Annotated in this window: 18 protein-coding genes; 9 read left to right on the top strand and 9 right to left on the bottom strand. The window is 60.0% G+C overall.

Going from position 1 to position 20,309, the window contains the following annotated elements; translation table 11 throughout:
* Positions 1–90: 90 nt before the first annotated feature.
* On the bottom strand, positions 91–1,833 hold the full coding sequence (gene pyk / locus B5F28_RS09885) for a pyruvate kinase (RefSeq protein WP_087295731.1): 1,743 nt from the start codon (positions 1,831–1,833) through the stop codon (positions 91–93).
* A 295-nt stretch (positions 1,834–2,128) separates the two neighbouring features.
* Here pyk and B5F28_RS09880 point away from each other — a divergent pair, with 295 nt between their 5' ends.
* The 5 genes from B5F28_RS09880 to B5F28_RS09860 all read left to right on the top strand — a co-directional run bounded on the left by B5F28_RS09880 (position 2,129) and on the right by B5F28_RS09860 (position 8,083).
* Positions 2,129–3,304 (top strand): phosphopentomutase, encoded by a 1,176-nt coding sequence (locus B5F28_RS09880; protein ID WP_087295730.1) that lies wholly within the window; start codon positions 2,129–2,131, stop codon positions 3,302–3,304.
* 149 nt (positions 3,305–3,453) lie between these two features.
* Complete coding sequence (locus B5F28_RS09875) at positions 3,454–4,272, top strand: YdcF family protein (protein WP_087295729.1); 819 nt, start codon at positions 3,454–3,456, stop codon at positions 4,270–4,272.
* Positions 4,273–4,310: 38 nt separating this feature from the next.
* Complete coding sequence (locus B5F28_RS09870) at positions 4,311–5,105, top strand: ABC transporter ATP-binding protein (protein WP_087295728.1); 795 nt, start codon at positions 4,311–4,313, stop codon at positions 5,103–5,105.
* Positions 5,106–5,118: 13 nt separating this feature from the next.
* Positions 5,119–6,624 (top strand): COG1361 S-layer family protein, encoded by a 1,506-nt coding sequence (locus B5F28_RS09865; RefSeq protein WP_087295727.1) that lies wholly within the window; start codon positions 5,119–5,121, stop codon positions 6,622–6,624.
* A complete protein-coding gene (locus B5F28_RS09860) occupies positions 6,611–8,083 on the top strand; it encodes an ABC transporter permease (protein WP_158097576.1) in 1,473 nt (490 codons plus the stop codon). Before B5F28_RS09865 ends, B5F28_RS09860 begins: the two co-directional genes overlap by 14 nt.
* A gap of 88 nt (positions 8,084–8,171) precedes the next feature.
* Here the strand turns inward: B5F28_RS09860 and B5F28_RS09855 are convergent, their stop codons facing one another.
* From B5F28_RS09855 to tsaA, 3 genes are all read right to left on the bottom strand, one after another.
* Positions 8,172–9,770, bottom strand: coding sequence for a potassium/proton antiporter (locus B5F28_RS09855; protein WP_343212757.1), 1,599 nt, complete (start codon positions 9,768–9,770; stop codon positions 8,172–8,174).
* Positions 9,771–9,912: 142 nt separating this feature from the next.
* A complete protein-coding gene (locus tag B5F28_RS09850) occupies positions 9,913–10,470 on the bottom strand; it encodes a DJ-1 family glyoxalase III (RefSeq protein WP_087295722.1) in 558 nt (185 codons plus the stop codon).
* Positions 10,471–10,525: 55 nt separating this feature from the next.
* Positions 10,526–11,239, bottom strand: a complete 714-nt coding sequence (tsaA, locus tag B5F28_RS09845; RefSeq protein WP_087295720.1) for a tRNA (N6-threonylcarbamoyladenosine(37)-N6)-methyltransferase TrmO — start codon at positions 11,237–11,239, stop codon at positions 10,526–10,528.
* 289 nt (positions 11,240–11,528) lie between these two features.
* Between tsaA and B5F28_RS09840 the strand changes: the two genes are divergently transcribed.
* Both B5F28_RS09840 and B5F28_RS09835 read left to right on the top strand, forming a co-directional pair.
* Complete coding sequence (locus tag B5F28_RS09840; RefSeq protein WP_087295718.1) at positions 11,529–11,822, top strand: zinc-ribbon domain-containing protein; 294 nt, start codon at positions 11,529–11,531, stop codon at positions 11,820–11,822.
* Positions 11,819–12,187 (top strand): DUF2085 domain-containing protein, encoded by a 369-nt coding sequence (locus B5F28_RS09835; RefSeq protein WP_087295716.1) that lies wholly within the window; start codon positions 11,819–11,821, stop codon positions 12,185–12,187. Before B5F28_RS09840 ends, B5F28_RS09835 begins: the two co-directional genes overlap by 4 nt.
* Before the next feature lie 88 nt (positions 12,188–12,275).
* Here the strand turns inward: B5F28_RS09835 and rlmD are convergent, their stop codons facing one another.
* Genes rlmD through B5F28_RS09820 form a run of 3 tightly spaced genes read right to left on the bottom strand, consistent with a single transcriptional unit; the run spans position 12,276 to position 15,261 of the window.
* Positions 12,276–13,418 carry a 23S rRNA (uracil(1939)-C(5))-methyltransferase RlmD gene (gene rlmD / locus B5F28_RS09830; protein ID WP_206423075.1) on the bottom strand — a complete coding sequence of 381 codons (1,143 nt, stop codon included), beginning with the start codon at positions 13,416–13,418 and terminating at the stop codon, positions 12,276–12,278.
* 4 nt (positions 13,419–13,422) lie between these two features.
* Positions 13,423–13,896: an LURP-one-related/scramblase family protein gene (locus B5F28_RS09825; protein ID WP_087295712.1), complete on the bottom strand. Its 474-nt coding sequence runs from the start codon at positions 13,894–13,896 to the stop codon at positions 13,423–13,425.
* A 30-nt stretch (positions 13,897–13,926) separates the two neighbouring features.
* Positions 13,927–15,261 carry a sodium-dependent transporter gene (locus tag B5F28_RS09820; protein ID WP_087295710.1) on the bottom strand — a complete coding sequence of 445 codons (1,335 nt, stop codon included), beginning with the start codon at positions 15,259–15,261 and terminating at the stop codon, positions 13,927–13,929.
* A gap of 246 nt (positions 15,262–15,507) precedes the next feature.
* Between B5F28_RS09820 and B5F28_RS09815 the strand changes: the two genes are divergently transcribed.
* Both B5F28_RS09815 and B5F28_RS09810 read left to right on the top strand, forming a co-directional pair.
* Positions 15,508–15,963, top strand: coding sequence for a MarR family winged helix-turn-helix transcriptional regulator (locus B5F28_RS09815; RefSeq protein WP_087295708.1), 456 nt, complete (start codon positions 15,508–15,510; stop codon positions 15,961–15,963).
* 6 nt (positions 15,964–15,969) lie between these two features.
* Positions 15,970–17,355 carry an MATE family efflux transporter gene (locus tag B5F28_RS09810; RefSeq protein WP_343212756.1) on the top strand — a complete coding sequence of 462 codons (1,386 nt, stop codon included), beginning with the start codon at positions 15,970–15,972 and terminating at the stop codon, positions 17,353–17,355.
* Positions 17,356–17,433: 78 nt separating this feature from the next.
* Here B5F28_RS09810 and B5F28_RS09805 read toward each other — a convergent pair whose 3' ends face one another.
* Together B5F28_RS09805 and B5F28_RS09800 are read right to left on the bottom strand one after the other, a co-directional pair.
* A complete protein-coding gene (locus tag B5F28_RS09805; protein WP_087295706.1) occupies positions 17,434–18,966 on the bottom strand; it encodes an ATP-binding protein in 1,533 nt (510 codons plus the stop codon).
* Positions 18,967–18,970: 4 nt separating this feature from the next.
* On the bottom strand, positions 18,971–20,305 hold the full coding sequence (locus B5F28_RS09800; RefSeq protein WP_247643463.1) for a vWA domain-containing protein: 1,335 nt from the start codon (positions 20,303–20,305) through the stop codon (positions 18,971–18,973).
* Between the last annotated feature and the right edge of the window lie 4 nt (positions 20,306–20,309).

The raw sequence follows: 20,309 nt of genomic DNA, 5'->3' as shown, positions 1-20,309 counted from the left end.
TTTCCGTGTGCGCCGCCGCTTTTTGTGTGCGGGCAATAAAAAACTCCCCTGTGCGGATGCACAGGGGAGAGAAGAAGCAATTCAGAAAAATCAGACAGGCATGGTCTGAACGGTGCCGCGTACGCAGTCCACGGAAACCATGGTCTCGTCCTTCAGCAGGCGGGTAGCGTTGGCAACACCAACAATCACAGCCTTGCCCAGAGCCAGACCGGCGATGGCAGCGTGGCTGTTCATGCCAGCCTCCTCAACGATCACCGCATTGGCCTCACGCATGTAGGGCAGCATCTCGTTGTTGGTGTAGGGAACCACCAGCACGCAGCCGGGCTTGCACTTGCTGGCAACCTCTTCGGTGTTGCGGCAGATGCACAGGGCGCCCTTGGCGTTCTGGTTGCCGATGCCCACGCCGCTGGCCAGGAACTCGCCGACCATGTGGACCTTGATCATGTTGGTGGTACCGGAAACACCCACGGGAACACCGGCGGTCACAACCACCAGGTCGCCGCTCTGCAGCAGGCCGTGATCCACAGAGGTCTTAACAGACAAATCAACCAGCTCGTCGGTGCTGTTGGCGTAGGGCATCAGGATGGGATGCACGCCCCAGCTCAGAGCCAGGTGACGCTGGGTCTGCTCGTCCAGCACGCAGGCGATGATGGGAGTCTCGGGACGGCCCTTGCTCAGCAGGCGGGCGGTCTCACCGCTCTTGGAAACGGTGATGATGGCGGTAGCCTTGATGTCGGCTGCGGTGGTGCAGGCGGCATGAGCGGTAGCAGCAGCGATGCTCAGGCGGGTATCCAGGGGGCTCTTGCGCATATGCTCGATGTAGCTGGAGTCGCTCTCGGTACGCTCGGCGATGGCGGCCATGGTGCGAACAGCCTCCACGGGGTACTTACCGGCAGCGGTCTCACCGCTCAGCATGATGGCGCTGGTGCCGTCGTAGATGGCGTTGGCAACGTCGGTGATCTCGGCACGGGTGGGACGGGGGTTCTCCTGCATGCTCTCCAGCATCTGGGTAGCAGTGATAACGGGCTTGCCGGCGGAGAAGCTGTGGTAGATGATGTCCTTCTGGATCATGGGGATCTCGGTGAAGTCGATCTCAACGCCCATGTCGCCGCGGGCAACCATGACGCCGTCGGCAGCAGCCAGGATCTCGTCGATGTTGTCGATACCCTCACGGTTCTCGATCTTGGCGATGATGCGGATGTTGGACTTGTGCTCGTTCAGCAGGCGGCGGATATCCTGGATGTCCTGGGCGCTGCGGGTGAAGCTGGCGGCGATGAAGTCGTAGCCGTTCTGGATGCCGAACAGGATGTCCTCCTTGTCCTTCTGGCTCAGGTAGGGCATGGACAGGGAAACGCCGGGCACGTTAACGCCCTTGTTGTTGCTGATGGGGCCGCTGTTGTTTACCAGGCACTCGATGTCGGTGTTGGTCACAGCGGTAACGGTCATGCTGATCAGGCCGTCGGCCAGCAGCACGGTGCTGCCCACGGAAACATCGCTGGGCAGGTCCTGATAGGTGATGGAGCAGATGTCCTTGTTGCCTTCCACGTCACGGGTGGTCAGGGTGAACTTCTGGCCGGCTTCCAGCTTGGTCTTGCCGCCGGCGAACTGCTTCAGACGGATCTCGGGACCCTTGGTGTCCAGCAGAGCAGCCACGGGGCGGCCCAGCTCCTCACGCAGAGCCTTCAGCTTGTCCAGACGGCCCTTGTGCTCTTCGTAGTCGCCGTGGGAAAAGTTGAAACGGGCAATGTTCATGCCGGCCAGGATCAATTCGCGCATTACGCCCTCTTTATCGGTAGAGGGGCCTAAGGTGCAGATGATTTTCGTCTTACGCATTCGTAAAATCCTCCTAAATACTCTCTTCTCAAATATCTATCCACAACGTCTCCGAAGCGGAGACGGGGTCGCTTTTTTGCTCGCCGCCCCTATTATATAATAAAAAAACATTTCGTGAAAGGGGTCCCGGCAAGCTTTCGGAAAAGTATATGCAATCGTACCAATTAAATAAAAATTTAACAGAATATTTTAATGCATTTTTCAACAAAGCTGGTGGGATATACTTAACTTTTTGGGGCAAATACGCTATAATGAAACAACACCCTACAGCCAACGAAAAGGAGGCACGAACAATATGGCAAAACGAGTGTTTTTAGTAGTACTGGACAGCTTCGGCGTAGGCGCCGAGCCGGATGCGGATAAATTTGGTGATGTGGGCGCCAATACCCTGGCGTCCATCGCCGCCAGCAAGGCGTTCGATACCCCTAATATGAAGAAGATGGGCCTGTTCAATCTGGACGGCGTAAGCTGCGGCGAGCCCGTGGCCCAGGTACTGGGCACCTGCGCCCGCCTGCAGGAGGCAAGCAACGGCAAGGATACCACCATCGGTCACTGGGAGATCGCGGGCGTGGAGAGCGAACGCGCTCTGCCCACCTACCCCAACGGCTTCCCGCCGGAGGTCATCGAGGAGTTTGAAAAGCGCACCGGCCGCAAGGTGATCTGCAACGCCACCTATTCCGGCACCGAGGTGCTGAAGGATTACGGCGAGGAGCACATGCGCACCGGCGCACTGATCGTGTACACCTCGGCGGACAGCGTGTTCCAGGTGGCCGCTCACGAGGAGATCGTGCCGGTGGCGCAGCTGTATGAATACTGCCAGATCGCCCGGGATATGCTCAAGGGCGAGCACGGCGTGGGCCGCGTGATCGCCCGGCCCTTCGTGGGCACCTGCGCGGCGGACTTCCAGCGCACTCCCCGCCGCCACGACTACTCTCTCAAGCCCCCCAAGAAGACCATGCTGGACGCGCTCAGCGCTGCCGGCAAGGCTGTGATCGGCGTGGGCAAGATCTACGATATCTTTGACGGCGAAGGCGTCACCGAGACCATCCGAACCTCCGGCAACACCGAGGGCATCCGGGTGATGCTGGACCTGGCCGACCGGGACTTCGAGGGCCTGGCCTTCATCAACCTGGTGGACTTTGATATGGTCTACGGCCACCGCCGCAACATCGACGGCTATGCCGCCGCGGCCACCGAGTTTGACCAGGGCCTGGGCGAGATGCTCAAAAAGCTGCGTCCGGACGATCTGCTCATCATCACCGCCGACCACGGCTGTGACCCCGGCTTCACCAAGACCACCGACCACACCCGGGAATATGTTCCCATGCTGGCGGCGGGCAGCAGCGTGAAGGAGAACAACAACCTGGGCACCGTGCTGGGCTTCGGTGCCATCGGCAAGACCATCTGCGCCTATCTGGGTGTGGATGCCGAGCTGGCAGGTCAGGACCTGAGCGAGCGGATGTTTGTCTGATCAAAAATTGCGGTAAAGCAGAATTTTTCAAGTCTTTTTAAATTTTCTAAATTTTTTTGAAAAAATTGCAATAAAAAACCGCGTGATATCGTTTATATTATGGCGGCCGCGGAGCGTTGCTCCGCGGCCTGTTTGTTAACAGGGAAAGTATGAAGCAGTATGGAAAGGGCATTGTGAATATCAAGCTGATCGTTGTGTGGGTGCTGGCGGTATATTTTCTTGCAGACAGTATTGTCCGCTCGCTGCGCTCCAATTTCAATTTCGGCATGCTTATAATGTATGCCATCACGGCCGGGCTGTGGATCTATGGGCTGTTTCACCGGCAGATCGATGCATTTTGCGCCGCCGGTGTGGGCCGGGTGCTGCGCATCGGCTTTTTCTGCGGGGTGGGCGTGTTCTGTGCGCTGCTGGCCTTCGTGGCCCTCAGCGGCTATAGCGACCAGCCCCAGGGGGATGAGAAGGCGGTGGTGGTGCTGGGCGCCGGCCTGCGCAAGGATGTGCCCAGCAAGCTGCTGGTCCGGCGGCTGGAAAAGGCGCTGGAGTATCACGAGGAAAATCCGGACGCGGTGATCGTGGTCACCGGCGGCCAGGGACCGGGCGAGACCATCCCGGAAGGGGTGGCCATGGCCAGATGGCTGGCCGAGCGGGGTGTGCCGGAAGAGCAGATTATCGTGGAGGACAAAAGCACCTCCACCGAGGAGAATCTGCTGTTTGCCCGCCGTCTTCTGGAGGAGCGGGGCATTGCGGCCAGTGAGCCCATCGTGGTGGTGACCAATGCCTTCCATTGTTACCGGGGCGGAGAATACGCCCGTATGGTGGGCTTCACCGATGTGGATGCGCTGCCCGCGTCCATCGGGCTCAACTCCATTATGCCCTGCTATTTCCGCGAGGTATTCGCGGTGCTGTATTATTGGGTCTTCAAAAGCAGCCGCACCGGCTGGATGCTGCAGTTTGTGGGCATCTTCTGACGGTAAGCTGCAATCAGATAAAATGAAGAGGTGAAATCATGGCGCCAATTATCCGTGTGGAGCATCTGCGTAAGGTTTACCGGGTGGGCCACGAAAAGGTCATTGCGCTGAACGATGTGAACCTGGCCATAGAGCCGGGAGAGGTCTGCTGCATCGTGGGCCCCTCCGGCAGCGGCAAATCCACCCTGCTCAATCAGCTGGCAGGGCTGGAAAAGCCCACCAAGGGGCATGTGTTCATCGGCAAGCACGACATCAGCGAGATGACCGAAAACGAGCTGGCAAAATTCCGCCAGGAGCATCTGGGCTTTATCTTCCAGAGCTACAATCTGCTGCCAAATCTGACGGCGGCGGAAAATGTGGCCCTGCCGCTGATGTTCAAGGGTGTGGGGCGCAAGGAGCGGCTCAAGCTTGCCACCCAGGAGCTGAAAAAGATGGGCCTGGGCAAGCGGGCAGGCCACAAACCCACCGAGATGAGCGGCGGCCAGCAGCAGCGGGTGGGCATTGCCCGCGCCTTTGTGGCCAAGCCCAAGGTTATTTTTGCGGACGAACCCACCGGCAACCTGGACAGTCAGACCACCAAGCAGGTGCTGTACCGGATGCTGAACATGGCGAAGGAGAACAACATCACCTTTGTCATGGTTACTCACGAGCGGGACCTGGCGGCAGTGGCGGACCGGGTGGTCACCATCAAGGACGGCAAGGTGGAGAGCGACGTGGTGATGGATGCCGAGGCCAAGGCGGCAGCCATGGCCGAGATGTTCAGCGATATTATGGAACAGGAGGCTCCGGCGGAACCCAATACCACGGTGCCTCTGAATAGCGAAAAACAGTGAGGAGAAGAAAACCATGAAACAGAGCATCAAACGGATCAGCGCCGTTCTGGCCATGGCCATGGCACTGAGCGCATTCAGCGCCTTCGGCGTATTCGCCGAGGGCGAGAGCACCGCCCCGGCCAGCGCCCCCCAGAGCACCAGCACTTCGCAAATTGCAAATGTAGAGCAACAGACAGAAAGTGTCTCTCAGGGAAATGGCGATGGCTCTTCTAACGAAGAGTCGGAGGGAAACAGTGGTAGCAGTGAGGCGGAACCCACTCCGCTGCCTTCGCAGTTGGAAATCGGAAGCTACAATGTGGATTTTAAGGACTATGGAAGCCGGGACAGCATGTGGGAGTGGGGCGAAAAGGCCGATGTGTCGATCTCTCTGAACCTGCTGGAAGGCGAAAGCGTTCTGAGTTCCCGCTTTATCAATTCCGGTGCGTTCACTGCGGACAGCATGAACATCAACGGCAGTGTAAACGGCAACACCGTTACCTTCCCCCATGTGACCTACAATGGCGGCGGCAACGAGCTCTCGTTTGAGATCACCACCAATCTGCGTGGTGTGCTGACGGGCACACAGCTCATTGCACAGTGCCTGGATGTGAACCCCAATCCGCCGGAGGCCACCCCCACCCCGGCCCCCGCTCCCACCGAGAAGCCGGAATATGACTACCCGAAGATCCTGGTCAAGGACTTCTCCTTCGGCGGCAACAGCGTGGAGGCCGGCAAGGAGTTCACCCTGCAGCTGACCCTCTTCACCACCAGCGGCAATGCCAACCTGCAGGATGTGATGGTGGGCCTGAACTTCGGCGAGCTGAAGGGCGTTTCTCTGGCCAGCGGCAGCATGAATACTTATGTGGGCGAGATGGCCCCCAACACCACCAAGACCATCAGCTACAAGATCATCACCGATGCCACCATTGAGCCGGGCGCCATCAGCATCAATGTGAACCTGAGCAGCAAGAACGGCGAGGCTGCCACCTCTCCCATCTCCATTCCGGTGACCCAGCCCGAGCGGTTCGACATCACCAACATGGAGGCCCCCGAGACCATCATGATGGGCGAGGAGGGCTACCTGTCCGTCACCTTCGTGAACAAGGGCAAGAGCGCCATCAACAACCTTTCCGCCGAGATCCAGGGCGACAATCTGGCCAACCCCGGCCAGAGCCAGTTCCTGGGCAACATTGCCGCCGGCACCGAGAACTCGGTGGACTTCAGCGTTATGGCTGCGGCCGAGGGCACTATCAACGGCAAGGTCATCCTGAGCTATGAGGATGCCAAGGGCGAAGTGAAGACCCTGGAGAAGGAGTTCTCCTGCACCGTGGAGCCCATGCCGGAAATGGACTTTGATCCCATGGACCCGGGCATGATGGACCCCACCATGACGGATACCGCTCCCGGCATGCCCATCTGGGGCTGGGCGCTCATCGTTGTGGGCGTTGTGGCTGTGGTCGTTGTGGTCGTGGTTGTGGTCAAGAAGAAGCAGAAAGCAAAGAAACTGGCTCAGTTGGAGGATGAAGATGAAGATATCTGATCTGCTGCGTCTCAGCACGGATAATCTTCGCCGCCGCAAAGGCCGCACCGCACTGACGGTGATCGGCGTGGTGGTGGGCACCTTTTCCATCATCGTAATGATCAGCCTGGGCATTGCCAGCAATGCCCAGAACGAAGCCATGCTGCAAAGCTGGGGTGATCTGACCCAGATCACCATCAACAACTACCAGTGGGGCGCGGCCAGCGGTGATGTGCCGGTGCTGGACGATAAAATGCTGGATCAGCTGCGCAGCTATGAGCATGTGGTGGCAGTGACCCCCATGTATCAGGACAACAGCCTGAACGCCCAGATCTACGCGGGCAAAAACGACCGCTATGAAGCCTATGCCTGGAATATGTACGGCGTGGATATGGATGCCCTGCAGGCCATGGATTATCAGCTGATCAGCGGCAGCTTTGTGGCAAGTGATACCAATCTGGGCAAAAAGAAGATCCCGGTGCTGGTCGGCGAACATTTTGCTTACGAATTCCAGGATACCCGTAAGAGCCCAAACAGCGGTAAGCGTCAGCGTTACTGGGGCGAGACCGATGCCCTGGGCAATCCGGTGGAGCCCTTCTTTGACATTCAGAAGGAGAAGCTTACCCTGCGTCTGACCGCTTATGACAGCAACGGCAAAGAAAAGACCGAGGATTACCAGCTGGTGGTGATGGGCGTGTTCCAGCAGGACGACGCCAAGCAGTATTTCACCAATTCCGGCATCGCCATGCGCGTTTCGGATATGCAGATGCTGAGCAAGGCATATCAGAAGCTTTCCGGCAATAAGCAGAGCAGCGGCGGCAGCTATATGATCACCAGCAACGGCCAGCAGCTCAAGCAGAAAGACAACGGCTACGAGAACGTCTACGTGAAGGTGGACGATGTGGACAATGTAAGCGATGTGGAGCAGCAGATCAAGGACCTGGGCTACGAGACCTATTCCATGACTCAGATCCGTGAGGAGATGCAGGCCAATGTGGCCAAGAGCCAGATGATTCTGGGCGGCACCGCCGCTGTGGCCCTTCTGGTTGCAGCGCTGAACATCGCCAATACCATGATGATGTCCATCTACGAGCGGACCAAGGAGATCGGCGTGATGAAGGTGCTGGGCTGCGAGGTGCGCAAGATCCGCAACATGTTCCTGGTGGAGGCCGGTGCCATCGGCCTGCTGGGCGGCGTGATCGGTGTGGCACTCAGCTATGCGGCCAGCGCGATTCTGAACAACCTGACCATGATCGCGGCGCTGTTCGGCGGCTCGATCGATCTGAGCGGCCTGATGGGCAGCTTTGGCGGCGGTTATTATTATGGTATGGACGGCGGCAGTGCTGCCATCTCCATGATCCCGCCCTGGCTGGTGCTGCTGGGTCTGGGCTTCTCCACTCTGGTGGGTGTGCTCAGCGGCCTGTGGCCCGCCATCCGCGCCACCAAGATCAGCGCGCTGGAGGCCATCCGGCACGAGTGATTTTCCCAAAAGCGCAGAATACAAAACAAAAAGCTTCGGAGTGCTCATGCACCCCGAAGCTTTTTTATGTTCCGAGAGAAAATGTGGCTCAATAACGGGCTACCACCAGGGTGTCGCCCGCCTGTACGCCGGTGTCACCGGTGGGGATGATGGTCTGGCCATCCCGCTGCACCATTACCACAAGCGTGCCGGGGGCAGGAGGTGCGTCCCGCAATTGCTTGCCGCACAGCTTGTGAGAGGCGTCGATGCTTACCTCCTGCAGGGTCAGGTTTGCCCGGTTCTCAAATTCCCGGGCGGCAATGACCAGAAGATCGCCCGCCAGCATCCGGGTGGAGCCGCTGGGCACCAGAACGCCCTCGCCCCGGCGGATGATCAGGCTGACCAAAAAGTCCGGCGGGGTCACGATCTCCCGCAGAAGCTTACCCGCCCAGGGGTGGCCTTCGTCCAGATGAAGCTTGATGAAGCAGATGTCGTTTTCCTCCTGGTAGTCGTTGAAGGTGCGGCGCACGTCCGCGTTGTCGTCGATCATGGAAACGTGGTGGGCCATGTGGGGCAGCAGGGTGCCCTGAATGCCCATGGAGAGCAGCACGATGCAGAATACCAGATCAAACAGGTCGTAGGTGAGCGGCGCGTTGTGCAGCACCGCGTAGATGGCGAACACGATGGAGGCTGCGCCGCGCAGGCCTGCCCAGGAGACCAGCGCGATCTGCCCGGCCTTGGGCCGGAACGGGGCCAGCAGGGCCGCCACCGCCACCGGCCGCCCCACCAGGGTGAGAAAGGCCAGGATGCACAGCGCAGGCACAAAGACCCGGGGCAGCTGGGCCGGTGTGACCAGAAGGCCCAGCAGAAAGAAGATCATCATCTGGGTGATGCCGGTGACCGCGTCAAAAAAACGCACCAGATCCCGCTTCTGGGCAATGGGCGCGTTGCCCATCAAAATGCCGCACAGATACACGCTCAGGTAACCGTTGCCGCCCAGCATGGAGGGCAGTGCATAGGCGATGAGGGCGGCGGCAAACACGAATATGGTGTCGCCCTGGGCCATGGTGGCATGGGTACGCCGCAGCAGAAAAGCGGCCGCAAAGCCGATGCACACGCCGAACAGGATGCCGAACACCAGCTGCTTTGCCAGCACCAGCGGCACTGAGATGTCGCCGCCGGTCATCAGGGTCACCAGCACCACCGTGAGCATGTAGGACATGGGGTCGTTGGAGCCGGATTCCAGCTCCAGCAGGCTGGCCGTGTTGAATTTCAGGTTCAGGCTGCGGGAACGCAGAATATTGAACACCGAGGCCGCGTCGGTGGAGGCGATCACCGAGCCGATGAGCAGGCTCTCCAGCCAGGAAAGCCGCAGCACCAGATGGATGAACGAGCCGGTAAGCCCGGCGGTGAGCAGCACCCCCAGGGTGGACAGCAGCACCGACTGCACCGCCACCGGCCGGGCGGCCCTCCAGTTGGTGCCGAAGCCGCCGTAATACATGATGAAGATCAGACACACCGAGCAGACGGTTTCAGCCAGGGAATAGTCGTTGAATCGGATGCGAAACAACCCGTTCTCTCCGAACAGCATACCCAGGCCGATGAATACCAATAGAGTGGGGATGGGCAGCTTTTCAGTAAAGCGATGAGCCAGGATGCAGGCCAGGATTACCACCCCGGTCAGCAGAAGAATTCCGTTCAAGGGCATACCTCCTTTTCAGATGCAGGAAACAAAGCCGGCGCCATGAAATAATTTATGCACAGGCGGGCGGAAAGAGCCGCGAAAACAGGCCAAGTGAAGAAAAAGCGCGGGTCGTGTGGCTGGCCCGCGCAAAAGCCGTATGCTGTAATCAGAAGCCATAGGGGTAGCCGATGGCCTGACGCACCGCTTCGGCGGCATCCGCGCCGCAGAGCCGCCGCACCAGCGCCAGAGAGAAGGGGATAGCCGCGCCCAGGCCCCAGCCGGTGATGATGTCGCCGTCCTCCACCACAGGCTCCTTGACCACGGTGGCCCCGGCCAGCTGATCGGTGAAGGAGGGATAGGCGGTGGCCTTCTTGCCCTGCAGCAGGCCGAAGGCAGCCAGCGCGCTGGGAGCGGCGCAGATGGCGGCCACCAGCTTGCCGGCAGCGACTGCCTGCTGGCAGACGGCCTTCACAAATTCATTTTCCTTCAGATTAATGGTACCGGGCATGCCGCCGGGCAGCACGATCAGATCAAAGCTGTCCGCCTGGATGTCCGCCGCAATCGCGTCGGTGTCCATGCGCACATTGTGGCTGGAAAGAATCTCCGGCTTCTGGTTCACCGATGCGGTGACTACCTCTACCCCGGCACGGCGCAGAATGTCCACCGTGAGCAGGGCCTCACATTCCTCGGTTCCATTTGCCATAAATACACAGGCACGTTTCATTGCAAAAACCTCACTTTCCCGGGCCCGGAATCCGGGCCTGATGCTTTTTGTATGGTCAGCGGCTGGCGGGCTGCCCGTCTCTGGCCGGGGCGACCCGGCAGACGGTGAGCACACCATCGCTTACGGTGAATTTGACTTCCAGCCCGGCGAAGGTCAGGCCGTAGACCCGGTCCGGGTCATCCTGATAGGAGGGGCGGGGGTCCTGCGCCAGCACGCCCTGCAGGGCGCTGCGCTTGGCCTCAGGCACCCGGTCCAGCCATTGCTGGGGGAAGACCACCTCCAGATGATAATCCCGCACCGGACCCGCGAAGCCGCTCAGTGCCTCAGGATGGCAGTCCGCCGCGGGCAGATAGGGCTTGATGTCAAAGATGGGGGTGCCGTCCAGCAGGTCCGCACCCAGCACATGGATCACCGGCCCCAGCTCCGGGTGAAGCTCCACCCGGTCCAGCTTCACGCAGGAAAGGCCGATGGCATTGGGCCGGAAGGGGGAGCGGGTGGCGAATACGCCCATCCGGGTGTTGCCGCCCAGCCGGGGCGGGCGCACCGTGGGCGACCAGGTCTGGCGCACCGCCTGGGAGAACTGCCAGATGAGCCACAAGTGAGAAAAATCCTCCAGGCCGCGCAGGGCATTGGGGTCCCGGTATTCCGGCTCGAACACGATCACGGCCTGCAGGCTTTCCACCAGGCCGCTCTGGCGGGGAATACCGAATTTGCTGGTAAAATCACTGTGAATGCGGGCAATCACCCGCATGGGAATGGTATCACTCATAAAAGGTCCTTTCGGGCGTTGAATATTTCAAAGAAAACCGGGAGTATGGCCCGGGACTTTACTGCCTTATTATATCACAAAGAAGCCGGATGGAGCCAGAGCTTTCCGCGGGAAGTGCGGAAAATGGCTATTTGGCAAAACGTAAAAGGACCGAATTTAAAATGCAAAATGACAAAGATATAACTTGGAATGTGAAAAAAATTATTGCACATTTTGACGAATTATGGTATACTTTACTCAAACAAAGTCCATGGGCTCAGGCTGGTGGACATGAAGGAGGAATTAAGCTATGGCATATTGTAAAAACTGCGGAACACAAATCGATGATAAGGCTGTGGTATGCCCGGCATGCGGTGTGCCCCAGCAGGATAAGCCGACTGTGGTAGACAGCGGAAGCATCGGTTGGGCCATTCTGGGTTGCTGTATTCCTCTGGTTGGTCTGATTCTGTTCCTGGTCTGGAAGGACCAGAAGCCCAATACGGCGAAGAAGGCTGGTATCGGTGCGCTGGTTGGTGTGATCTGCATTGTGATTTACTATGTGGTTGTGGTCGCTGCCGGTGTAGGCATGGCCATGATGGGATGATCTCCTGGCTGTATGTCTGGCTGCCCCGTTTCTGCGGCTGCCATTGCAGGGATGACCGGTCGTTCCACTATCGCGGACGGCGCTTCCCGGTTTGCGCCCGCTGTACCGGCGAACTGGTGGGAATCCTGGCTGCGGCTCTATGTTATCCGTTTTTTCATTTGAGTGTGGCCTGGGCGGCTGCTTCCATGATCCCTATGGTTCTGGATGGCGGCATTCAGGCGCTGAGCAGCTATGAAAGCACGAATGGCCGCCGGTTCGTTACCGGTCTGCTGTTTGGCTGCGGATTGCTGTCCCTGTTTTTCACCAGCACGCTGTTTGCATTTCGCTGGGGCGTGCAGCTGGGAATGGGATTGTCCATCACCTGAAAAGAATATCCGAAATGAAAAGCCCGAATCCGTTTGGCTGCGCATGGCGCAGACGGATTCGGGCTTTTTGTGTGGTCTATGGTGACTGTTATTTGGACAAAAGAACGACCGTTTCCACATGCTCGGTGTGGGGGAACAGGTCTACCGGCTGGATGAAGCTTGCCTTCCAGCCCCGGGCGGTCAGATAGTCCAGGTCCCGGCGCTGGGTCTCGGGATTGCAGGAGATGTACACCACCCGCTTCGGATTCAGCTGGCAGACCGCCTGCAGAAATTCCGGGGTGCTGCCTGCTCGGGGCGGGTCCAGGAAGACCACATCCACACGCTCGCCCTGCTGGGCCATGCGCTGGATGGCGCTGGTGGCGTCCGCGCAGAGGAAGCGGGCGTTGGCAATGCCGTTGGACCTGGCGTTCTGGATGGCGCAGTTCACCGCGCTGCGGTTCAGCTCCACGCCCAGCACCGATTTTGCCCTGGCGGCACTGGCCAGGCCGATGGTGCCCACGCCGCAGTAGGCGTCCAGTACGGTCTGACTGCCGTCCAGCCCGGCGGCTTCGATGGCTGCCTGATACAGCCGCTCGGTCTGCACCGGGTTTACCTGATAAAAGCTTGCGGCAGAAAGCCGGAATTTTACTCCGCACAGGGTATCCTCAATGTACCCCCTGCCGTACAGCAGCTTTTCGGCGCTGCCCAGCACCGCGCTGGAATGGCGGGGGTTGATGTTTTGGACTACAGTGCTCACCGCCGGGCACAGCTGGCGCAGCTTTGTTACAAAAGCCTTGGAGCCGGGCAGAGCCGCCTGGGCGGTGACCAGGCAGACCAGCACCTGACCGGTGGCCCGGCTGTGGCGTACCAGCACGTGGCGGATCAGACCGGTGCGCCGGTCCTCGTTGAAGGGTTCATAACGGCAGGCGGCCGCGGCAGTGCGTACCGCTGCGATGGCCTCATCCAGAGCGGGGTTGTGCAGCAGGCATTCCTCCACCGGGATCACCCGGTGGGTACCCTGGGCGTAGATACCGCTTTGCAGGCTGCGTCCCGGTCCGGCGCAGAAGGTGGACACCGCCTTGTTCCGGTAGTGCCAGGGGTCCTCCATGCCCAGAATGGGCTGTACCGGGCCGAACTTGCCCAGCAGCTTTTCCACAGCCTTCTGCTTCTGGGCCAGCTGCTCCGGGTAGGGCAAAGCAAGCAGCGGGCAGCCGCCGCAGCCCTTTTTGCGGCAGGAACAGGTGTTTTTCATGGCATCAATTCCCCCCGGAGCACTTGGCTGCGTCGATGGCCAGCACGATCATCAGACAGAGCAGGGCATCCTCATCCCGCGCAATGTCCATCACATAGGTGTCGGTCCAGTTGAACAGCTCCTTGCTGGCGGTCATCACGGTACGGCCCTGGCTGTCGGTCACCTGATAGTCCCATTCCAGCCAGTCGCCGCTCACCTGCCAGTCCCGGAAGTCCAGCGTGAAGCTGGGCTTGAAAAAGGTGAACTCCTTTTTGATCTGGCCGATGTACTCCTCACCCAGATACAGCGCAAACCGGGGCAGGAAGGTGAGTACCTCCTCTTTTACGGTGCCCAGATGACGGCCGGCCGGGTCCAGAATTTCCAGCTTATGGCCCCAGGCCAGCTTGCCCTCCACGGTGAAGGCGGTCTCGCCGTGTTCGTTGTAAATATCGTAGCTGTCCAGCCAGGAGAACAGACGCTGTTTGAAAAGCAGTTTCATGGTTGGCGATCCCCTTTCGTTTGGTTTGCATCAGCCGATGCCGCCGTACACAAAGCCCAGCAGCAGCACCAGCACGGTGAGCGGAACATACACGTATTTTGCCACCCGGCCGAAGAGCTCGGGCAGCGGCTTGTCACGGCCGGTCTCCAGCTCCTGACGGATGCGGGGCCAGCCCAGCACGTAATAGATGGAGATGGCACCCAGCACCGCACCGATGGGCACGATCACGATGGTCACAAAGTCCAGCCAGCTGCCCACCACCGGCTCAGCCTCCAGGAAAACGCCCACACCGAAGGTGAGGCCGCCGCACAGGGCCACCGCGATGCGGCGGTCCAGCTTGAAGCGGTTCTGCCAGCTTTCGATCACGGCCTCAAACATATTGATCAGCGAGGTGATGCCCGCAAAAGCCACCGACACGAAGAAGAACACCGCGAACACCCGGCCCAGCGGCATGCGCTGGAACACGGTGGGCAGGGCGATGAACATGAGCGAGGGGCCGCGGGTCACATCCACCCCGAAAGCAAACACGGCGGGCATGATGGCGAGGCCGCTGAGCAGGGCGGCCAGGGTGTCGAAGAAGGCGGTGCGCAGCGAAGCCTGGGGAATATCCGCATCTTTGCCCAGATACGCACCGTATACGATCATGCCGGACCCGGTGATGGACAGCGAGAAGAAGGCCTGGCCCATGGCCATGACCCAGGTGTCCACATTCAGAAGGGCCTCCCATTTGGGCACGAACAGAAAACGGTAGCCCTCGGCCGCGCCGGGCAGGAAGGCCACCCAGGCAGCCAGTGCCAGAAAGAGCACGAAGAACAGGGGCATGAGCACCTTGCTCACCTTTTCAATGCCCCGGGCCACGCCCAGCAGCATCACCACAGAGACCAGAAGCACGATGGCCGCATGCCAGCCCACACTGCCGAAGCTGCCGGTGGCCTGGTGGAAGAAGGTCTCCGGATCAGAGCCCAGCAGTGTGCCGGTGACCGAGCCTGCCAGACTGCGCAGCACCCAGCCCAGAATGACCGCATAGCCGATGGCGATGCCCAGCGAACCCAGCAGGGGAATCCAGCTGAGGACAGAGCCGACCATCTTTTTGCCCCGGGAACCGAAGCAGTATTCATAGGCGCCGATGGTGCCGGTGCGGGCCAGACGGCCCACGCCGAACTCAGCGGAAAGACCCACCCAGCCGAACAGGAAGGTGAACAGCAGATAGGGAATCAGAAAGGCGGCGCCGCCGTACTGGCCCACCCGATAGGGGAACATCCAGATGTTGCCCAGGCCCACCGCGGAGCCCACGCAGGCGATCACGAAACCAATGGAAGAACTGAAGCCCCCGTTCTTGTGGCGGGGGGAGTTGTTTTGACGCATGATTGACCTCACTTTCCGGCCGAAGGGCCGGGGATACTGGGCTTTATTGTATCATATCGGCGCGCCGGAATCCAGCATGGCAGCAGCTTTTGTGAAAACGATATGCACAAAAATATCCAAACCTGGTGGGGAAAACCGTGCGAAGCGGTGGAATTCAAATACAGGTGGGCAAAAAGATTGCGCGCGCAAATGAATTTTTGTATAATATTGTTTGAGAAAATCAGATAAAAGGAGCGAAAGAGCGCCATGAAGCTTATCAAATGGATCTCGGTCACCGACCGGTACAACAAGATCCATCTGGACCGGATGCTTGCCCCCTTCGGGCTGAACAGCAGCCAGCACATGTATGTTCTGCGCATCTGCGAGGTGCCGGGCATCACCCAGGACAAGTTCAACACCCTGTTCTACATCAACCCCAGCAACATCACCCGCTCGGTGACGGCACTGGAGAAGATGGGCTATCTGGAGCGGCGGCCCAACGAAAAGGACAAGCGTACCTGCTGTTTGTACCCCACCGAAAAGGCGAAGGCGGCCTACCAACCGATTCGCAGCATCTGTGACGACTGGAACCAGCGCATTACCAGTGGTCTTACCGAGGAGGAGCGAGTCCAGTTCATGCGTCTGCTGGAGAAGGTGGGCGAAGCCGCGGTGGAACAGAACCGGCTGGAGCTGGAAGCAATGAACCGGGAACGGGAGGAGTAAATTTATATGGCAATGAAAACGGAGCAGGGGGCCAATCCCCTGGGCTATGAACCGCTGCCCAAGCTGCTGCGGGGTTATGCGATTCCCAGTGTGATTGCCATGCTGGTGAGCTCGCTGTACAACATCGTGGACCAGATCTTCATCGGCCAGGGTGTGGGCTATCTGGGAAACGCGGCCACCAACGTGGCCTATCCGCTCACCACCATCTGCATGGCGATCGCGCTGCTCATCGGCATCGGCAGCGCCTCCCGCTTTTCACTGGAGCTGGGGGCCGGGCATAAGGAAAACGCGGAAAAGGCGGTGGGTACCGCCATTACCATGATGTTCACCCTGGGTATTGTGTATGTGGTGGTCATCCAGCTGTTCCTGCATCCGCTGCTGCGGGCCTTCGGCGCCACCGCAGAGGTTATGCCCTATGCGGAAAGCTACACCCGCATCACCGCTCTGGGCATGCCGCTGCTGATTGTGACCAACGCCATGAGCAATCTGGCCCGGGCGGACGGCAGCCCCAAATATTCCATGACCTGTATGCTGGTGGGCGCCATCACCAACACCATTTTGGACCCCATCTTTATTTTCGTGTTCCAGATGGGCGTGGCAGGCGCGGCCTGGGCTACGGTGATCGGCCAGCTGCTTTCCTTCCTGATGGCCATCAACTATGCCCGGTGCTTCCGCCACATTCATCTGCAGCCCCATCACTTCGGCTACCGGCTGCGGGAGTGGGCCCAGATCGCCAGCCTGGGGATGAGCAACAGCCTGAACCAGGTGGCCATTACCTTTGTGCAGATCGTGCTGAACAACTCGCTGACCTATTATGGAGCCATGACGGAATACGGCAGCTCCATTCCGCTGGCGGCCTGCGGCATCGTGATCAAGACCAACGCCATTCTGCTGTCCATCATCATCGGCATTTCGCAGGGGTCTCAGCCCATTGTGGGCTTCAACTACGGCGCAAAGCAGTACGCCCGGGTGCGGGGTATTTACAAGCTGGCCATCAGCTGTAACCTGGTGGTGTCTGCCATCGGATTTATCCTGTTCCAGGTGTTCCCGCGGCAGATCATCTCCATTTTCGGTACCGGTGACGTGCTGTACTTTGAGTTTGCGGTACGCTTTATGCGCATCTTCCTGTTCATGGTACTGGTAAACGGTGTGCAGCTGATCTCCTCCAACTTCTTTGCGGCCATCGGTAAACCCATCAAGGGTGTGATTCTGTCGCTGACCCGTCAGGTGTTCTTCCTGGTGCCGCTGCTGCTGATCCTGCCCCTGTTCATGGGAATCGACGGCATTCTGTTTGCCGGACCCATTGCGGACACCGTAGCCTTTGTGACTACCGTGCTGCTGATCCGCCGGGAGATGAAGCACATCCGTCGGCTGGAGCAGCAGGCGGCGTAACAGGCGTTTCTTCTTAAAAAATCAAGGCCGCTGCCCTTCCCGCAAAAGGAGAAAGGGCAGCGGCCTTTTTATGCGATTTTACAGCGTTAATTCTTCGCCGGCCGTTCCGTTCTGGGCGGCCCGGGCGGCGGCAATTTCGCCCAGCAAGGCGTTTTCGGTGTCCGCGAAAAGCAGGTCCTTGTTGTGGGCAAAGTAGGCCTCGCAGCCGAAGGTCTCGATGTACCAGGAGGTATAGAAGCCGGTGGTCAGCTCGGTGGCGAAGATCACCAGCTCCTGGCTGCCGGGCAGGCTCTCGTCCAGGAAAGCGAAGGCGTTGGCCAGATAGCTGCCGGTTTCATCGGCGGCAGCGGCCCGCTGCTCGAGGGTTTCAGCGAACAGCTCCTTGAGCCGGTCGAAGGGCTCGGCGGGGGCCTCCAGCTCCAACGTGTGCAGGTAGCCCTCTAGGGTGCGGGCGGCCTGGTTCAGCAGCTGCATGCCCTGCCGGTCGGCGCTGCCTGCTTCCTTTTTGGCGGCAATCTGCCGGTCCAGTCCCGCCAGCTCGGCGGTCAGGATCTGGGCGGCGGGGGTCTGGCCCAGCGCGGCCTTCACCCGCAGCAGGCTCTCATGCACAAGCCCCGCCAGCTGATCCAGCTGCCAGGCGGCGCGGGCGCTCTCGTTCAGGCGGGAGAGCACCAGACCCAGTACGCTGAGCTTTTCGTCAAAGGGGGCGGCGGCCAGCTCCCGGGCCCGCAGGGCCTCCCAGCTGCCGTTCAAAATTTCCTCCACCCGGTAGACCCGGCGGTACTTGGCATACAGCTCCAGATAGTTGGCGAAGTCTTTGGCGATGGCGGGCATCTGTAAATACTGGCCCACCACCTCCCGGTCGGCGGTAAGGCCCAGGGCCTCGTAGGTGTGCAGGATCTCGGAAAGGTCCTCCCAGCCGCGAGCGGTGACGAACTGCATGCCCTCCGGCCCGGCCTCCACCTTGTAGAAATGGTCCTTGCGGATATCCAGATAGGAGAGGATGGCTCCATGGATGCCCCGGCGCAGGGCGTACTCCTTCCAGGCGGCGTAGTCCTCCTTCACATCGATGCGCTTGACCCGGTCCAGCGTCACCACATCGAACTCCCGCACCGACTTGTTGTACTCCGGCGGGTTGCCCGCGGCGGCGATGATCCAGCCCTCCGGCAGCCGCTGGTTGCCGAAGGTCTTGCACTGCAAAAATTGCAGCATCATGGGGGCCAGCGTCTCCGAGATGCAGTTCACCTCGTCCAGAAACAGAATGCCCTCCTTGCGGCCGCTGCGCTCCATGGCCTGCCAGACCGCCGCAAGAATCTCACTCATGGTGTACTCGGTCACGGCGTATTCTCTGCCGCCGAAGCTGCGGTGCTCGATGAAGGGCAGGCCCAGCGCGCTCTGGCGGGTGTGGTGGGTGATGGTGTAGGCCACCAGGTCGATGTCCAGTTCATTGGCGATCTGCTCCATGATCTGGGTCTTGCCGATGCCCGGAGGGCCCATCAGCAGAATGGGCCGCTGGCGCACGGCCGGAATGCGGTAGGCGCCGAATTCGTCCTTGGCCAGGTAGGCGCGCACCGTGTTGATGATTTCTTGTTTGGCTCGTTTGATGTTCATGGCGTTATGCTCCTTGTATGGGCTGGGATGCGGACTCAGTCAGCTCGTCCTCGTCGATCAGCAGGCGGATGCCCCAGGGCGGCACCCGTTCCGGGTTGCCCTGGCCTGCCAGCATCACAAACACTGCGTCGTAGGGCGGGCGCCTGGCGGGGTAGACGCCCAGGCCGTCGGTGAAATATAGAATTCCCTTCAGGTGGCGGAAGGCTCCCTCCTCTCGCAGCTTGTTCACATGCTCGAACACCGGGCGGAAGTCGGTGGCACTCTGGCCGATCAGCTCAAAATGCTCCATGTAATCCGCCAGCTCCTGGGCGCTGGTGATGGTTTTGTCCGCCCGCAGCTGGTCGTCGCATTGCAGGATGCGCAGCTGAAAGCGGCGGAAAAAGCTCTCGGTGTTCTTTAAAATGGCGTAAGTATAGGAAAGGAAGCTGCGCACCAGTGCACCGGAGGTGGACATGGAGGTGTCGATGGCGATGACCAGATCCTCGATGCGCCGGGCCTCCCGGGTCTCCAGCGGCTCGATCAGCGGCATGTTGCCGTAGCGGCGCAGGCCGTAGGTGTAGTAGCCGTAGTCGAAGGAATCCACATCCACGCTCATTTCCTCGCCCAGCACCGCGAACCGGTGCAGGAAGGTCTTGTAGTTGGCGGTGGGACGGTTTTCCACCCGAAGCCGCTCCAGCACTGCGTCGCCGCCCGCGCCCGCCTCGGTGTACATGGTCTCCAGCTGGGTCTGGATGCGCTCGGCGATGTTCTGCCACTGGCTGGAGGCGTTCTGCTCCTGCTCGTCGTTCTGTGCCCGCTCCCACAGCCGGTGATCGTCCTCCAGAAACTCCCGAGCCAGGGTGGCCTTGTCCATCTTCTCCAGCGGGTGGCGGCGGAAGTACCGGTAAACGGCCTCGGCGGTGATCACCTTCATCTCGGCCTGCAAAAGACCGTACCAGTGCGCCCGGCGGGGCCGGGGCACGGCAGGAACCAGGCAGCGCTGGGGCAGGGCATCCAGAATGGACTCCACCGCGATGTCGCAGGCCAGATCCCACAGCTCGCCGTCCCGCCCGGCCTTTTTGGGCGGGTGACGCAGCATGCAGTGCAACAGGCTGTGCAGGTAGGCTCGGCAGACCAGACTGCGGGCTCGCTCATACCGCTGGGCTAAATAAGCCCCGTTGTAATAAAGCGCGGTGCCGTCGGTGGCAAGGCTCTGGGTGGGCTCGCGGGTGCTCAGCGGCAGGCTGCACAGCGCCGCATCCAGAAAGGGCAGGTTCAGATACAGCTCGCTGCGGGCCGCGATCAGAATCTTCTGGCCAAGCTCCGGCCAGGGGTCGTGTCGTTGTTCTTGTTGCATCATAAGG

Origin of the sequence: Gemmiger sp. An194 (assembly GCF_002160145.1) — a bacterium.
In the GTDB taxonomy this organism is placed as follows: domain Bacteria; phylum Bacillota; class Clostridia; order Oscillospirales; family Ruminococcaceae; genus Allofournierella.
Note: the sequence above shows the minus strand (reverse complement) of the source record. Positions and strands in the feature narration are given on the sequence as shown.

Excerpts from the sequence above, each read along its gene's own strand:
- pyk (WP_087295731.1), bottom strand. The coding sequence starts at position 1,833 with ATGCGTAAGACGAAAATCATCTGCACCTTAGGCCCCTCTACCGATAAA.
- B5F28_RS09880 (WP_087295730.1), top strand. The coding sequence starts at position 2,129 with ATGGCAAAACGAGTGTTTTTAGTAGTACTGGACAGCTTCGGCGTAGGC.
- B5F28_RS09875 (WP_087295729.1), top strand. The coding sequence starts at position 3,454 with ATGAAGCAGTATGGAAAGGGCATTGTGAATATCAAGCTGATCGTTGTG.
- B5F28_RS09870 (WP_087295728.1), top strand. The coding sequence starts at position 4,311 with ATGGCGCCAATTATCCGTGTGGAGCATCTGCGTAAGGTTTACCGGGTG.
- B5F28_RS09865 (WP_087295727.1), top strand. The coding sequence starts at position 5,119 with ATGAAACAGAGCATCAAACGGATCAGCGCCGTTCTGGCCATGGCCATG.
- B5F28_RS09860 (WP_158097576.1), top strand. The coding sequence starts at position 6,611 with ATGAAGATATCTGATCTGCTGCGTCTCAGCACGGATAATCTTCGCCGC.
- B5F28_RS09855 (WP_343212757.1), bottom strand. The coding sequence starts at position 9,770 with ATGCCCTTGAACGGAATTCTTCTGCTGACCGGGGTGGTAATCCTGGCC.
- B5F28_RS09850 (WP_087295722.1), bottom strand. The coding sequence starts at position 10,470 with ATGAAACGTGCCTGTGTATTTATGGCAAATGGAACCGAGGAATGTGAG.
- tsaA (WP_087295720.1), bottom strand. The coding sequence starts at position 11,239 with ATGAGTGATACCATTCCCATGCGGGTGATTGCCCGCATTCACAGTGAT.
- B5F28_RS09840 (WP_087295718.1), top strand. The coding sequence starts at position 11,529 with ATGGCATATTGTAAAAACTGCGGAACACAAATCGATGATAAGGCTGTG.
- B5F28_RS09835 (WP_087295716.1), top strand. The coding sequence starts at position 11,819 with ATGATCTCCTGGCTGTATGTCTGGCTGCCCCGTTTCTGCGGCTGCCAT.
- rlmD (WP_206423075.1), bottom strand. The coding sequence starts at position 13,418 with ATGAAAAACACCTGTTCCTGCCGCAAAAAGGGCTGCGGCGGCTGCCCG.
- B5F28_RS09825 (WP_087295712.1), bottom strand. The coding sequence starts at position 13,896 with ATGAAACTGCTTTTCAAACAGCGTCTGTTCTCCTGGCTGGACAGCTAC.
- B5F28_RS09820 (WP_087295710.1), bottom strand. The coding sequence starts at position 15,261 with ATGCGTCAAAACAACTCCCCCCGCCACAAGAACGGGGGCTTCAGTTCT.
- B5F28_RS09815 (WP_087295708.1), top strand. The coding sequence starts at position 15,508 with ATGAAGCTTATCAAATGGATCTCGGTCACCGACCGGTACAACAAGATC.
- B5F28_RS09810 (WP_343212756.1), top strand. The coding sequence starts at position 15,970 with ATGGCAATGAAAACGGAGCAGGGGGCCAATCCCCTGGGCTATGAACCG.
- B5F28_RS09805 (WP_087295706.1), bottom strand. The coding sequence starts at position 18,966 with ATGAACATCAAACGAGCCAAACAAGAAATCATCAACACGGTGCGCGCC.
- B5F28_RS09800 (WP_247643463.1), bottom strand. The coding sequence starts at position 20,305 with ATGATGCAACAAGAACAACGACACGACCCCTGGCCGGAGCTTGGCCAG.